Origin of the sequence: Mesorhizobium sp. M6A.T.Cr.TU.017.01.1.1 (genome assembly GCF_004023115.1) — a bacterium.
Classification (GTDB): Bacteria; Pseudomonadota; Alphaproteobacteria; order Rhizobiales; family Rhizobiaceae; genus Mesorhizobium; species Mesorhizobium mediterraneum.
The window spans coordinates 1-13,617 of sequence record NZ_RZTA01000147.1 but is presented as its reverse complement, the minus strand read 5'-3'; the positions used below and the strand labels follow the sequence as shown (position 1 = coordinate 13,617).

12 protein-coding genes, 1 tRNA gene and 1 pseudogene are annotated in these 13,617 nt (G+C 61.5%); 7 read left to right on the top strand and 7 right to left on the bottom strand.

Annotated elements, in window-relative coordinates:
* Both EOB36_RS30190 and EOB36_RS30185 read right to left on the bottom strand, forming a co-directional pair.
* Window positions 1-181 (bottom strand): annotated as a pseudogene (locus tag EOB36_RS30190) (hypothetical protein); the annotation flags it as partial.
* Window positions 182-342: 161 nt separating this feature from the next.
* Window positions 343-1,155, bottom strand: a complete 813-nt coding sequence (locus EOB36_RS30185) for a universal stress protein (protein ID WP_128286316.1) — start codon at window positions 1,153-1,155, stop codon at window positions 343-345.
* Between the two features lie 291 nt (window positions 1,156-1,446).
* On the opposite strand from EOB36_RS30185, the gene EOB36_RS30180 reads away from it, so the two are divergent.
* The 5 genes from EOB36_RS30180 (at window position 1,447) to EOB36_RS30155 (ending at window position 6,383) form a co-directional block, all read left to right on the top strand.
* The gene (locus tag EOB36_RS30180; protein ID WP_245467937.1) at window positions 1,447-2,934 is read left to right on the top strand and encodes a PAS domain S-box protein; all 1,488 of its coding nucleotides are present in this window, start codon (window positions 1,447-1,449) and stop codon (window positions 2,932-2,934) included.
* Complete coding sequence (fixJ, locus tag EOB36_RS30175; protein WP_095488964.1) at window positions 2,924-3,538, top strand: response regulator FixJ; 615 nt, start codon at window positions 2,924-2,926, stop codon at window positions 3,536-3,538. Before EOB36_RS30180 ends, fixJ begins: the two co-directional genes overlap by 11 nt.
* 363 nt (window positions 3,539-3,901) lie before the next feature.
* Window positions 3,902-4,348, top strand: a complete 447-nt coding sequence (locus EOB36_RS30165) for a pyridoxamine 5'-phosphate oxidase family protein (protein ID WP_128286315.1) — start codon at window positions 3,902-3,904, stop codon at window positions 4,346-4,348.
* A 10-nt stretch (window positions 4,349-4,358) separates the two neighbouring features.
* Window positions 4,359-5,609 (top strand): MgtC/SapB family protein, encoded by a 1,251-nt coding sequence (locus tag EOB36_RS30160; RefSeq protein WP_128286314.1) that lies wholly within the window; start codon window positions 4,359-4,361, stop codon window positions 5,607-5,609.
* Window positions 5,610-5,735: 126 nt separating this feature from the next.
* Window positions 5,736-6,383: a helix-turn-helix domain-containing protein gene (locus tag EOB36_RS30155; RefSeq protein WP_126105371.1), complete on the top strand. Its 648-nt coding sequence runs from the start codon at window positions 5,736-5,738 to the stop codon at window positions 6,381-6,383.
* Between the two features lie 410 nt (window positions 6,384-6,793).
* On the opposite strand, the gene EOB36_RS30150 is transcribed toward EOB36_RS30155, so the two are convergent.
* Window positions 6,794-6,869: transfer RNA gene (locus EOB36_RS30150), tRNA-Ile, on the bottom strand.
* Between the two features lie 237 nt (window positions 6,870-7,106).
* Here EOB36_RS30150 and EOB36_RS30145 point away from each other — a divergent pair.
* Window positions 7,107-7,817 (top strand): SIMPL domain-containing protein, encoded by a 711-nt coding sequence (locus EOB36_RS30145; protein WP_095488959.1) that lies wholly within the window; start codon window positions 7,107-7,109, stop codon window positions 7,815-7,817.
* Between the two features lie 326 nt (window positions 7,818-8,143).
* Here EOB36_RS30145 and EOB36_RS30140 read toward each other — a convergent pair whose 3' ends face one another.
* Entirely contained in the window at window positions 8,144-8,512 is a 369-nt protein-coding gene (locus tag EOB36_RS30140; protein WP_095488958.1) for a hypothetical protein, read from the bottom strand.
* 329 nt (window positions 8,513-8,841) lie between these two features.
* Entirely contained in the window at window positions 8,842-9,288 is a 447-nt protein-coding gene (locus tag EOB36_RS30135; RefSeq protein WP_095489233.1) for a YcgN family cysteine cluster protein, read from the bottom strand.
* 199 nt (window positions 9,289-9,487) lie between these two features.
* On the opposite strand from EOB36_RS30135, the gene EOB36_RS30130 reads away from it, so the two are divergent.
* Window positions 9,488-11,692 (top strand): OmpA family protein, encoded by a 2,205-nt coding sequence (locus EOB36_RS30130; protein WP_128286313.1) that lies wholly within the window; start codon window positions 9,488-9,490, stop codon window positions 11,690-11,692.
* Between the two features lie 416 nt (window positions 11,693-12,108).
* Here the strand turns inward: EOB36_RS30130 and EOB36_RS30125 are convergent, their stop codons facing one another.
* Window positions 12,109-12,975 (bottom strand): NAD(P)-dependent oxidoreductase, encoded by an 867-nt coding sequence (locus tag EOB36_RS30125; protein ID WP_126105369.1) that lies wholly within the window; start codon window positions 12,973-12,975, stop codon window positions 12,109-12,111.
* Window positions 12,976-13,089: 114 nt separating this feature from the next.
* The coding region (locus tag EOB36_RS30120) for a helix-turn-helix transcriptional regulator (RefSeq protein ID WP_206637224.1) at window positions 13,090-13,617 on the bottom strand (528 nt) is incomplete at its 5' end.

Below are 13,617 nucleotides of genomic sequence, written 5' to 3'. Positions count from 1 at the left end.
CGGCTGCATGGTCCGCCACGACCTTCAATTGTCTGTCGACGCCGAGCCTCCGCATCATGCGGCCCATCAAGGCCGTCCTGGCGTCAATCGAAATCAGGTAGTCGAGAAACGTCATGTCGTTCACTCCTGCATTTTGGCAATCATTGCTACATTGGCGGCTGACGACATTGATCTTGGTCAACAGGATGCTCCGTTGCCGACTCGACAGTGGATCTTGCAAACGGGTGCGTTGTCGGTTGCAACTTCAGAGCGCGAAAGCAGCGCCATCTTCGACGAAAACGGGTGCCGGATGGGGTTGATTCCGGCCCGTCGATTAGGGCGGTGAGTGGGTTCGACAGACCTTCAATACGACAGGAAGCGATTGATGCCGTTGTCTTCGATCAGCGTGCGGGTGACGCCGCCGAAGGCCCATTCCCGGAGGCGGCTATGGCCGTAAGCACCGGAGACGATCAGATCAGCGTGGATCGAGCGCGCAAACGCCAGCAGATGGTCGCCATCCGCCTCGCCAGTGAGCAGTTCTGTTTGTGGCATGATGCCATGGTTTTCTAGATAAGCCGCGACATCGGCGAGGCTGTATCGGGCGCTTTCGCTGCGGTCGGTATCGATCGTGGCGACGATGACCTCATTGGCCCGGGCCAGGAAAGGCAATGCATCCGCTATCGCCCGTCGCGCCTCCCTGGTGTCTTTCCAGGCGACCAACACGGTCTTTGCCAAAACATGTTCGACATTGCTTGCGGCGACAAGGACTGGCCGGCCTGTGCCGAGAGCAAGGCTCCCGACATCCACGGCGCGATAGACATTTTCTCCCTCCTCGCCGCTGGTAACGATGAGGTCGGCCGCGCGGGCGGAGACGCTAAGGAAGCGGGTCGGGTTGCAGACTTCCTGCCCCCATTCGCTGCTGATCGAAGCAGGAACCAGCCTCTCGAATTCGGCACGCAGTTCGGCAAGCCGCTTTTCGATTTCCGTCCGCTGGATCTGCATGATCTCGCCTTCATAGACCATGCCGTCGCCGGTCGCGACGAGCGGCGGGACGTCTGCAGCCGCCAGGCCGATAAGGTGAGTCCCGAAGCGTTCCGCAAGCTCGATCCCCAACTTCACCATGGATGTAGGAGGTGCATCTACGGCAAGGTTTAGAATAATTGACTTGTAGGACATCGCGGTCGCCTTTCGCTGGAGCGCTTGAATGCGATAATGAAGTGCATCCGCCGGCACTCGACGCCTTGATGCGAGTCAAAAAACGCTACCTACCCAATCGGCCGCGGCTCGCTGTTTTGATCGGTTTGCATTGCTGGAAGAGATGTGCAGCAAAGCGATGAATGATAACTAGACTGCGTTGCGGGTTCCCCGATCAAAGGACTTCATTTGGACGACAAACAAACACGTGACTTATCAACCGGCGCTCGCGGTGAAGGGCCGGCCACGGCCGATCACGACCGGCTCTCCCTGATGTTCGAGCAGGCCCCGGGGTTCATGACGTTGATGCGTGAGCCGGGTCATGTCTTCGAATTGACCAATGCCGCCTATCAGCGCCTGATCGGTGAACGGCAGGTCATTGGAAAGTCGGTACGCGAGGCTCTGCCCGAGCTTGAAAGCCAAGGCTTCTATGAACTGCTGGACCAGGTATACGCAACTGGTGAACCCTATATTGGCCGGGGGGTGAAAGTCGCTCTTCGCAACAAGGATGACGAGCCGACCGAAGAGCATATCCTCGATTTCGTCTATCAGCCCATCAAGGCCGAGGATGGTCGCATCACGGCTATTTTTGTCGAAGGCACGGACGTCAGCGAGCTTTCCTATGCAAACGCCGCCCTTCGATTGCGCGAAGATCATTTGCGCTCGATCCTGGCGACGGTGCCCGACGCAATGGTCGTCATCGACGAACAAGGCCGTATTCAGTCCTTCAGCACGGCTGCCGAAACACTGTTCGGGTACCAGTCCAGCGAAGTCCTCGGTCAAAATGTCAGTCTGCTGATGCCGTCGCCCTATCGCGAAGAGCATGACGCCTATCTGCACCGCTACCTTACCACCGGAGAGCGCCGGATCATCGGGCTCGGCCGCACGGTGACGGGAATGCGCAAGGATGGCTCGACCTTTCCCATGGAACTTTCGGTTGGTGAGATGCATCCCGGGACCGGCCGCTTCTTTACCGGCTTCTGCCGCGACCTGACCGAACGCCACAAGGCAGAAGCCAGAATACAGGAGCAGCAGCAGGAGCTTCTCCATATGGCGCGGTTTACCGCGCTCGGCGAAATGGCCTCGACGTTGGCACATGAAATCAACCAGCCGCTCACGGCCATTACGAATTACCTCAAAGGCAGCCGGCGGCTTCTCGAAAAGAGCACGGAAGAGAACGCGCCGATGTTGAGGGAGGCCGTCGAAAAAGCAGCGGAACAGGCCTTGAGGGCCGGAGATGTCATTCGCCACCTTCGCGACTTCGTCGCGAGAGGCGAGAGCGAGCGGCAGATTGAACGTCTGCCGGCGCTGATCGAGGAAGCCGCTTCGCTGGCCCTGGTCGGCGCAAGGGAAATTGATGTCCGCGTCACCTACCAACTCGATCCTGCAGCCGAACTCGTCTTGACGGACCGCATCCAGATTCAACAGGTTTTGCTCAACCTGATGCGCAACGCGGTCGAGGCAATGCAAGGCGTCCCACGCCGCGAGTTGCACGTGACGACCGTTGCCAGGGATGACGGGATGGCCGAGGTGAGTGTGATCGACACTGGCACGGGCCTGGCGCCGGAGGTCTCGGCTCAGCTTTTCCAGCCATTTGTCACCACCAAAAAGCAGGGCATGGGCGTTGGCCTCTCCATTTGCCGCACTATCGTCGAATCGCACGGTGGTCACATCTGGGCCGAGGCAATGCCCGCTGGAGGAACCGCTTTCCGGTTTACCCTGCGCATCGTGCAGAAGGAAGAAGTCGCCAATGGCCAGTAACGATCTTGTGCATGTGGTCGACGACGACGTCGAGGTTCGCAAGTCGCTTGGTTTTCTTCTGGCGACGGCGGACTTCGCCGTGCGCCTATACGAATCGGCGTCGGCTTTTCTGGCCACAGCGACGGGCAATCTCGACGGCTGTATCGTGACGGACGTTCGCATGCCCGGCATTGACGGGATCGAGTTCCTGCGACAGCTCAGATCCCGCGGACATTCGATCCCGGTCATTGTCATGACCGGTCATGCCGATGTTGCGCTCGCCGTTCAGGCGATGAAAGAAGGTGCCGCCGATTTCATCGAAAAACCTTTCGACGACGTTATTCTGATCGATGCGATCCGCTCTGCGTTGGGCAACCGCAACCAGGTCCATGCAGCTCACCCTCAATCCGCCGAGATACGTGCTCGCTTGTCGACATTGTCGGAGCGGGAGAAGCAGGTGCTGGACGGGTTGGTGTCGGGCCTGCCCAACAAGACGATCGCCTACGATTTGGGGATCAGCCCACGAACAGTCGAGATCCACCGCGCCAATGTCATGAGCAAGATGAATGCAAGCAGCCTGTCGCATCTCGTGCGGATGGCACTGATTGTCGAATCTCAAGCCTAAGGGTGGTCGCTAAGGGCGTCGCTCTTGCCGGCCGCAACCCGCTCCGGCGCCCACTCTCTCCAATGGGTCGGACGGATGTCGATACGCGCACCGGTCGCGGCATTCTTCCAGCCCTCCGTCCCTCGTATGCAGGGAAATACGAGCGCATGCTCGCCATCCTCGTCGAAGACAGCCAGTTCGAGATTGCGACCAAACGGAGCGCTTAGGATTGGCTTCCACATCCGCCTAGGATGCGCAGAGACAGCAAGCGCGCCTTGATCTGGATCATTTTCCGGAGTCGCCGAATGCGCGACTATGCGCCTCGCCGCCTGCGAGCCGGGCCGAAAGCACCCAGCAGGCCGCGAGACGTAGGAGATCGCACCGATGCTGATCCGCACACTTTCCGCGCTGGAATGTACGAAATTGCTGACAGCAAATCGTGTAGGCCGCCTGGCGTCCGCGAAGGACGGGCAACCCTATGTCGTGCCGTTATACTATGCGCATGCAGACAACCATCTGTACGCGTTCTCGATGCCTGGCAAGAAGATCGACTGGATGCGAGCCAATCCGCTTGTGTGCGTCCAGGTCGACGAACACGGCCAAGGTCGAGGATGGAAAAGCGTTGTTGTCGACGGCCGATACGAAGAGCTGCCTGATAGGGTCGGTCACAAGGCTGAGCGCGACCATGCATGGACTGTGCTAAGCAAATACGCGAACTGGTGGGAGCCAGGCGCCCTCAAACCCGTGATACCTCCGATTTCAGACAGCGCGCCGCATGTTTTCTTCCGAATCCTGATCCAGCAGGTGTCGGGCAGGGAAGCAGGCGAGTAAACTGCCGCCCATGGATCCACTCATCGCCCGGCTGGGACTGGCCTTGGCAATTGGCCTGCTCGTCGGACTGGAACGTGGCTGGCGGGAGCGAGGCGCTCCCGACCGCAGCCGTACGGCTGGAATTCGCACTTTCGGCATATCCGGCTTGCTCGGCGGCATTCTCGCAGCTCTGGCGGAAGCGCTTGGCGCGGTTTCAGTGCTGGTGGGAGGATTTGTCGCCTTCGCCGCGATCTTTGCGTGGTACAAGGCGCGCGAGGCGGCTCATGACAAGGATTTCAGCGTTACGGCAGTGATCGCCGCGCTCGGCGTTTTCGCACTCGGTGCGCTATCGGTCGCCGGTGACTATCGTGTTGCCGCTGCCGGAGGGGCTGCACTTGCGGCGGTCCTTGCCAGTCGCGAGATCCTGCACGGGCTCTTGAAGCGACTGACCTGGATCGAACTGCGCTCGGCGCTGATCCTGGCGGTGATGACGGCGATCGTCTTGCCCTTACTGCCAAACCGGACGATGGATCCTTGGGGCGGCTTCAACCCCTGGGAAATCTGGTTCCTGACGGTGCTGATGGCATCGATTTCGTTCGCCGGCTACGTTGCCGTCCGCGTTCTCGGAACCACACGTGGTCTGCTTGTCAGCTCGCTCGTTGGTGCAATCGTTTCGTCCACAGCGGTGACCGCGGCGCTTGCCCGCAACGCCGCGTCAGCGGGCGACGCTCTGCCACTCGCCGGAGCAGCTTCGCTGGCTGCGATGGTTTCGGTGCTGCGTGTTTGTGCCGTGGTTCTGATCATCGAGCCAAGCGTGTTTACGTCGGTCGGTATCCCGGCCATTGCTGCTGCGCTTGTTTTCGCTGCCTGCGGCGCAATCCTGTTGATCCGCAGCGGCGAGGATAGCAAAAGTGGCGGGCTTGCGCGAAACCCATTCGAATTGGGTCCGCTGCTGCTCTTCGCTCTGCTCTTTGCAATCGTCGCGACTGCGAGTGCAGCGTTGGCAGCTCAATTTGGCGAGCGCGGCTTGCTGGCGACCTCGGCGCTAGCCGGTGCGTTCGATGTTGATGTCTCGGTGCTCGGTGCGTTGCGTCTGGTCAAGCAGTCGGTTCCCGCCGAGACGATCGGGCAGGCCGTGCTGGTGGCGCTGGCGGCAAACGCGATCGGCCGCCTGTCATTGGCGGTATCTGCCGGTCCGATCGGGTTCTGGTTGCCTTTGGCCGGTGCAACCCTGATAGCTGCCGCAGTTGGTTATTTCGCCATGGCGCTGTGTGGCGTCTGAGCCCATTCAGATTCTCCACCACGTCTGTGACTTGGCTCTAGGTAGTTCCCCGTAGGGACATAACCGAATTTCGCAGCCTGCGGATTCGGGCGATTGCTGTGACACGGATTAACCGGGGAAACAGCCATGCACGCCTACACGACCTCGCGAATCGCAGCACAGTCACGGACGCCTCAGCCGCACCCGTCGGAGGTATTCCATCCGGCACTGCTGCAGCCACTCAGCTTCTTCTCCGCTGGTGCCGAAATCTATGCTCAGGGGGAAAAGGCTGGGGCCTTCTACCAGGTCGAGTTTGGCGCCGTGCGCATCTATCGCCTGCTCGCCGACGGCCGCCGGCAGATCAGTGCTTTCCACCTGGCTGGAGAGACTTTCGGCTTCGAAGCCGGCACGACGCATCATTTCTTCGCCGAAGCGGTCAACGCCACTGGCATCCGCGTCTTTCGTCTTGCCGCTGGGGCTGACATGTCTGGTCAACTGCTGCCGTTGGCGCTCAAAGGCCTGACAAGAGCACAGGAACACCTCCTGGTTCTAGGTCGCCAGAACGCCACAGAGCGCGTCGCGGCGTTCCTGGTCGATATGGCGGAGCGCCAAGGGGATCTGCGCCAGGTCGAGCTGCCGATGTCTCGTATGGATATCGGCGACTATCTCGGCCTCACCATCGAGACCGTGTCGAGGGTTTTCACCAAGCTGAAGGAAAGAGGCGTCATTCGTTTGATTAACCTGCGTTGCGTCGAAATCGTTAAGCAGGACGCGCTGCACCTTATGAGTGAATGAGTCCAACTCTGGTTATAGCAAGGAAACGCGCGGCTATGGGGGGAGCGAATAGGCTTCGAGCAATACGACCCGGGCCCCTTGCCGTTCCCGGCGGACAAGCCACTTTGCAGCACCATCGGCGACTCGATCGGCCCGAGATCAGCCGAATGACGAGCGCTTTGGAGTCTTTTGAGCCTTCGGCCGAAGGCAGAACCGCCTAATTGCACGTCGTTACCGCCGATTGCCGCATGCATCGTTCCAAGGTCTTTTGAAACCAGGGGTCTGGAGCTAGGTGTGACGGGTGCCATCAACGAGACGGAGAAAATTGACGAACGGGCCCAAAACCATTTCCTTCAAAACTAGCGGACTTAACCGACAACGTTCAATTCGATCTCGAAGAATTAAGCGTAAGTAATTCATATTTAATATTTTGGTGGGCCCGGAGGGACTCGAACCCCCAACCAAGCGGTTATGAGCCGCCGGCTCTAACCATTGAGCTACAGGCCCCACACGCGGCTGGATTAATGTTTTTCCCCGAGCCGCACAAGGCTTTCCTAACTGGCTGGCCGAGATCGCCCAAATCAGCCCATATTCAGACATTAGAGCGACGTGCGTCCACTTAGACGCACAAAGTACGCTCTAACGCTTTGAATCTACGCATCGTGCTTTCCGAAATCGATTCCGATTTTCGGGCCGACGCGGTAGTCGACAAGCGCGACTGGATCGCAGACCGAGGAGATTTTTATGACCAGACATCTTTTGCCCTTGGCGCTCGCCGCCGCAATCGCTTTTCCGGCGATGGCCGGCGCGGCCGATTCGCCGCCCCCGCCCCGCATCATCGTCACCGGCGAAGGCGAAGCGACCGCGGCCCCCGATCTGGCGCTGCTGACGCTCAGCGTCATGCGCGAAGCCAAGACCGCGCGCGCCGCGCTCGATGCCAACAACGACGCCATGGCATCCGTGATCGCAGCTATGAAGTCGGCTGGCATCAAGGAGCGCGACCTGCAGACAGCCGGCATCCAGATCAGCCCGCGCTACAACTATACCAACAAGCCGGACGGCAGCCAGGAAGCCGAACTCATCGCCTACCAGGTGACCAACACACTTTCGGTGCGTATCCGCGACATCGACAAAACAGGCGAGATTCTCGACAAGGCGGTATCGCTCGGCGTCAACCAGGGCGGCGGCATCTCGTTTTCCAACGAGAACCCGGCTGCCACCGTCGCCGAAGCCCGCAAAAAAGCGGTCGCCGACGCCATGGCCAAGGCCAAGACGCTGGCCGAAGCCGCCGGCGTCAACGTCGGGCGCGTGCTGGAAATCACCGACCAGAACGTCGCGCCGCCGCCGATACCGATGAACGCCAAGGCCTTCGACGCGGCCCGCGCATCGGTTCCGGTGGAGGCCGGCGAGAATTCCTACACGGTGCAGGTCACCGTCACTTTCGAGTTGAAGTGACCGTCGCCTGAAGGTCCGGCCCGTAGTTCAGCGTGGCTGAAGCGCGGGCAACCGGCAACATCGATCCTACTGCATCAAAAAACCCCGGAGGACTGATCCTCCGGGGTTTTTTCGAGCCGCACCCTTCCGTCTCAGCGGAAAGGGGCTCTGCTACTCCAGACCGACCTTCGCAGAAGGTCGTGTCTCCAGACCGACCTTCGCAGACGGTCATGTCCAAGCTGATCTTCGCAGAAGATCATGCTTCTGAGCTGATCCTTTCCGAAGCGGATTCGGAAAGATCATCCTTAAACAAGACCGCCGTTGCCGGTCGGCAACGTGCCGAACACTTACCGGTAGATAACTGGGCAGCCGCGCTCGTTGGCGAACACGATCACCACCCGATCGCCATACTGACGGCCCGCGACCTTGACCGTACGGCGGTTGACGTCGATGATGCGGGCGCGGCGCAGGCCCATGCGCTCGGCTTTGTTGACAGCGCGCTCCGGCGAGCAGGACCGGCGCCAGTAGCGGTCGCGGTCACGGCGGCGTTCGCGGTAGAAACCATCGTCGTCGCCGGTATAGACGCCGACGCGCGGATCGTCGTTATTGCCGAAGCCGAGATAGATGCTATCTGCATGAGCAGTGGCGGGGATAGCGGCAAGCGTGCCGAGGCTGATAAGCGCCGAAAGGGTCGCCGTCTTGATCGTGTTGAACATTGTCTTCTCTCCTTGTTCAGGGCTTCCGCCCGTCTGATCGAACCAATGGGCCGAGAACCAATACGCCTTGGTCGAACCGATGGGGAGGAGAATGCGCCTGCGTATCTGAACTTTTTACGAACCGGCCGTTCATTTCGGGTTCATGTGGCAACAAGAAATCGTTGCGCAGTCTTCTCCGCAATCCGGCTCTGAATCCTGGCCGGTTCTGAATTATCTGGCCGGTTCTGAACCATTTGGCCGGTTCTGAACTGAACTATTTGGCCGGTTCTGAACCATCTCGACAGAAACGCCCTGTCGCGCAGCCGGTTCCGGGACTTAAGGCCCGGAACCTAGGGCTCATCGTCCAGCATGTGCTCGAAATAGTCGTCCGGCTCGGCAAGATCGGTCTCGCTGGCGCTGACGCGGCCGCGCATCGAAATGCCGGCCTCATGCACCGTCTCGGCACTTCCCGACACCAGCCTGTGCCACCAGTAGAGATCGTGGCCCTCGGCGACCAGCCGGTAGGCGCAGGTTTTGGGCAGCCAGCTGATGGTGCGTACATTCTGCGGCGTCAGCCCGACGCAGTCCGGGACCCGCGCCAGCCGGTTGGCATAGTCCGAGCAGCGGCAAGTTTCGGCATCGAACAGCCGGCAGCCGACGCTCGTCCAGTAGATCTCGCCGCTGTCTTCGTCCTCAAGTTTCGACAGGCAGCATTTGCCACAGCCGTCGCAAAGCGATTCCCACTCGGCCGGCGTCATCGCTTCGAGCGACTTGGTTTTCCAGAACGGCGTTTCCATCGACGGGATGTGGCCCCCGCTGGCGCCAAGGTCAAGCACCACGACAGGCGTAAACCCTGCCAGCACCATAGGAATGACACGAAGTCGCCTTCAAAACGCCGGCCAATCGCCCTTCGCGGCCGTTAATGCCCGCTAACCGGAACCAATCCGGTTGATGAACAGTTTGGGCCGGGATGGGACGCCAAAAGGAGGATTTCTAATGAAACGCCAACCACGGATTCTGGCAGGCACGGCACTTGGCCTGTTGATGGCGTCCGCGCCGTTGGGCGCATTCCCGCTGCAAGGCAACGCCGCGTTCGGCCCGCCGCAGCGTGCCGCAACGCCGTTGATCCTGGCGCAATCGAATTGCCCCGAAGGCGAGTCGGCGGAAGGCTGCGCACAGCAGGCGGAACCGGAGCAGAGGCCTCGCAAGAAGCGCGAGCGGCAGAGCGAATCAGCTCCCATGGAGCAGGCGGCGCCTTCCGGGGACGAGCAAGAGGGCAATCAACGCAGAAAGAAGCGCGACCGGCAGCAGCAGATTGAAGCCGCACCCGCCGAACAGGCCGCCCCGGCCGAAGAGCAAAAACCGCGCAGAAAGAAGCGCGACCAACAGCAGATCGAAGCAGCACCGGCCGATCAGCCAGCCGAACAACTCCAGCCGCGCAGAAAGAAGCGCGACCGGCAGATCGAAGCAGCACCGGCCGAGCAGCCAGCAGAACAGGCGGCGCCTGCGAGCGACGAACAGCAGCCCAAGCCGCGCAGAAAGAAGCGCGACCGGCAACAGCAGATTGAAGCCGCACCCGCCGAACAGCCAGCCGAACAGGCCGCGCCTGCGAACGACGAACAGCAGCCCAAGCCACGCAGGAAGAAGCGCGACCAGCAACAGCAGATCGAGGCCGCACCCGCCGAAGAGCCCGCCGGGCAGGCGGCGCCTCGCGAAAAGGCCGCACCTGCAAATGACAACGAGCAGGTCACGCCGCGCAGGAAGAAGCGGGACCAGGATCAGCAGATCGAAGCCGCACCATCCGAACAGCCGGCCAAGAAGGAAACACCCGCCGGCGAGCCTGCCCCGCAGGCCGAGCCGCTTCCCACTCCAACCGACCGGCAAGCGGCTCCTGCCGAGGGCGAACAGCCTTTGGACCAAGCCAGAAAGCGCGGCAAGAAGCCTATCGGCGAACAGCCGGTGACGGGAGAGCAGCCCACAACCGGCGAGCAGCCCGCCGAGGGCGAACAGGCCGCGCCCGCCGAAGGGGAAGGTCCGGCCCAGGGCGAGGCTCCCGTGTTCGACAGCCAGAAGGATGCCGTGCGCAAGCGCAGAGGCGGCAGGGACAACGCGCAAGAGACGGGCGGCCAGGACGCGGGCGGTCAGCCCACCCAGCAGAACGGCGAGCAGGCGGAAGCCCCGAAGCCGGCTCCCGTCGACCAGGGACCGCCGCCCACCGACGACAGGGCGGCCCAGCAGGAGCTCAACCTTGAGAGGATGGTTCCGGTGACGGAGGAAAAGGGCAAACGCGTTGAGCGTGCGCCCGACGATGAGGACATTCGCCGCCGTCCACGCCCGCGCGGGGTCGACGTCGTCAGGGAACTCGGCGACCGCGTTATCCTCCAGTTCAACAACCAGACGATCGTGGAAAGCGACGATGCCCCGCGCATGCACCGTGGCGCGAGGAACGTCTACTATGAGGAGCTGTCGGGCGATCGCACCCGGGAAATCGTCGAGCGTGACAACGGAATCCAGATCGTCACCATCCGCAACCGCTACGGCGACGTCATCCAGCGTTCACGCATCGCGCCCGACGGACGCGAATATGTGCTGAGCTATGTCGACGAGCGGTACTATCACGACGATAGCGACTGGCGCGATCCGGGCGACGACCTGCCGCCGATTCGGATCGACATTCCGCGCGAGGAGTACATTTTGGACGCCGAAGACATCGAGGATCCGGGCGACTACTATACCTTCCTCGAACAGCCGCCGGTGGAGCGGGTGCAGCGCCTCTACTCGATCGACGAGGTCAAGCGCTCGGCCCGCGTGCGCGACATCGCCCGCCGCATCGACCTCGACACGCTGAACTTCGAATTCGGCTCAGCCTCGATCCCCGAAACCGAGGTGCAGAAACTGGAAGGCGTCGCCAGCGCGATGGAGAAGCTGCTCGAGAAGAACCCGGCGGAAACCTTCCTGATCGAAGGCCATACCGATGCCGTCGGCAGGCCGGAGGCGAACCTCGCTCTATCCGACCGTCGCGCGGAGGCTGTCGCCGAAGCCTTGACCAATGCCTTCAGCATCCCGCCGGAGAACCTGACGACACAGGGCTATGGCGAGGAGTATCTCAAGGTCAACACGTCGGAGCCTAATCGCGAGAACCGTCGCGTCGCCATCCGCCGCATCACCTCGCTGGTGGCGCCGGTCGCTAGCGCGAATTAGGCCATGGTCCCTAAAAGTGGAAACCGGTTTTCGGAAAGACCATGGCCAACTTTAAAGCAACGATTCCAGAAACCTGAACTGGTTTCTGGAATCTATACGGGAAGACGTAGCCCACCCCGGTTTCACCGGGATGGGCGATTTCCGGGAATGAGCCGAGGGTAAAGGAGAATGTAGGTCGCGATTTTGACCAGGGATTGAATCGCGAGGTCGTCCACCCCAGATTCTGTATAGGGCTTCCCTGCCCTGTCCCGACTCCAGCGGGACACATGAGCCCCGCCGGTGTCCCCTCCCCGGCGGGGCTTTCGTTTCGGGCTCGGTGTTGAACTGAAGCCTTGCGAGGCCCAGATAATTCCTCACGGTGGCCCTCCGCCTCAAAGCCAACAAGGCCGAGGAGTGAGAGCGGCGCCCGGTGCCCGTCAGTAGATACTTTTGATGTTGGTTTCCGAATTGGCAAACACCTCGTCGGGCACGAAGAAGTCACCGGCGAGCGGACCTGTCGCATCAGGCGCATAGATCGAAAAATCGCTGACGCCTTCGGCGCGCAGCACCTCCTCGTCGATGTAGAAATTGCCGGTCGCCTCGCGCGACGGCCTAAGCAGGATCGCATGCGCGGCATCGGCCATGATGTCGGGCGAACGGCTCATCGCTGCCACCGTCGCCCCGCCCAGGAGATTGCGCACCGCTGCCGTATCGATCGTCGAGATCGGCCACAGCGAATTGACGGCGATGCCGTCCCGAGCGAACTCCGCGCTCATGCCCAGCGTGCACATGGACATGCCGAATTTGGCCATCGTATAGGCGACATGGTTCTTGAACCATTTGGCCTTCACGTCGAGCGGCGGCGCCAGATTCAAGATGTGAGGATTGGCAGCCAACTTCAGGTGCGGAATGCACATTTTGGAAACCAGAAACGTGCCGCGCGTGTTGATCTGGTGCATCAGATCGTAGCGCTTCATGTCGGTTTCCAGCGTGCCGGTAAGCTGGATGGCGCTGGCATTGTTAATGCAGATGTCGATGCCGCCGAATTTTTCGACGGTCCGGGCGACCGCCTCGGCCACCTGCTCCTCCTCGCGTATGTCGCATAATGCCGGCAGCGCCTTGCCACCGGCCTGCTCGATCTCTTGCGCCGCCGTATAGATGGTGCCCGGCAGCTTCGGGTGCGGTTCGGCGGTCTTGGCCGCGATCGTCACATTGGCGCCGTCGCGCGCAGCGCGCAGCGCGATCGCCAGCCCGATGCCGCGCGACCCGCCGGAGATGAACAGCGTCTTTCCCTTGAGCGACATATCCTTCCGCCTCCCTTGCGACATCACAGGCGTGATCCTTGCGCGGCAGTTGCATGCGGCGCAAGGCCCAACACGCCGGATGTGCGTTACGCTGCGTCGGCTTGGACGGACAAGTTAGACCAGCACCAGGCCTTGCCGCATGGCGATGGCGATCGCGTCGGTGCGGTTGGCCGCCCCGAGCTTGACCAGGATCGCCGCGACGTGGAACTTCGCCGTGTGCACGGAAATGTTCAGCCGCCGCGCGATCACCTTGTTGGGTGCGCCCTCGGCCAAAAGCGCCAGCACTTCGCTCTCGCGCGGCGAAAGCGCCGGCCGGCCGGCCCTGTCGTCGACCGGCTCCTCGTCGGACAGGTCGTCGTCATGGAAGGCGAAGTCGTCATGCCGATCGGACAAAGGGCGGCTCTCGCCCGAGATCCGATAGCCAGCCGCCGCCAGCCGCGCGGCGGCAGCGATCAGCACCTCGTCCGCCGTCGTCGGCAACACGGCGAACACCGCGCCCGCCGCCCGCTCACGGTCCGCTTGAAGGGACAGCAGCACATGCGGTATCGCGGCGTCGACGTCCCCACCTCGCTCGGTATCGACGATGGCAACATCCGCCATCTCGCTGCCGCTCACCAGAGCCGGCAAGAAATCTTCCGTTGC

Coding starts and splice junctions, on each gene's coding strand:
- EOB36_RS30125 (WP_126105369.1), bottom strand. CDS start 12,975: ATGTCGCTCAAGGGAAAGACGCTGTTCATCTCCGGCGGGTCGCGCGGC.
- EOB36_RS30185 (WP_128286316.1), bottom strand. CDS start 1,155: ATGTCCTACAAGTCAATTATTCTAAACCTTGCCGTAGATGCACCTCCT.
- EOB36_RS30130 (WP_128286313.1), top strand. CDS start 9,488: ATGAAACGCCAACCACGGATTCTGGCAGGCACGGCACTTGGCCTGTTG.
- EOB36_RS30180 (WP_245467937.1), top strand. CDS start 1,447: ATGTTCGAGCAGGCCCCGGGGTTCATGACGTTGATGCGTGAGCCGGGT.
- EOB36_RS30160 (WP_128286314.1), top strand. CDS start 4,359: ATGGATCCACTCATCGCCCGGCTGGGACTGGCCTTGGCAATTGGCCTG.
- EOB36_RS30135 (WP_095489233.1), bottom strand. CDS start 9,288: ATGGAAACGCCGTTCTGGAAAACCAAGTCGCTCGAAGCGATGACGCCG.
- EOB36_RS30155 (WP_126105371.1), top strand. CDS start 5,736: ATGCACGCCTACACGACCTCGCGAATCGCAGCACAGTCACGGACGCCT.
- EOB36_RS30165 (WP_128286315.1), top strand. CDS start 3,902: ATGCTGATCCGCACACTTTCCGCGCTGGAATGTACGAAATTGCTGACA.
- EOB36_RS30145 (WP_095488959.1), top strand. CDS start 7,107: ATGACCAGACATCTTTTGCCCTTGGCGCTCGCCGCCGCAATCGCTTTT.
- fixJ (WP_095488964.1), top strand. CDS start 2,924: ATGGCCAGTAACGATCTTGTGCATGTGGTCGACGACGACGTCGAGGTT.
- EOB36_RS30140 (WP_095488958.1), bottom strand. CDS start 8,512: ATGTTCAACACGATCAAGACGGCGACCCTTTCGGCGCTTATCAGCCTC.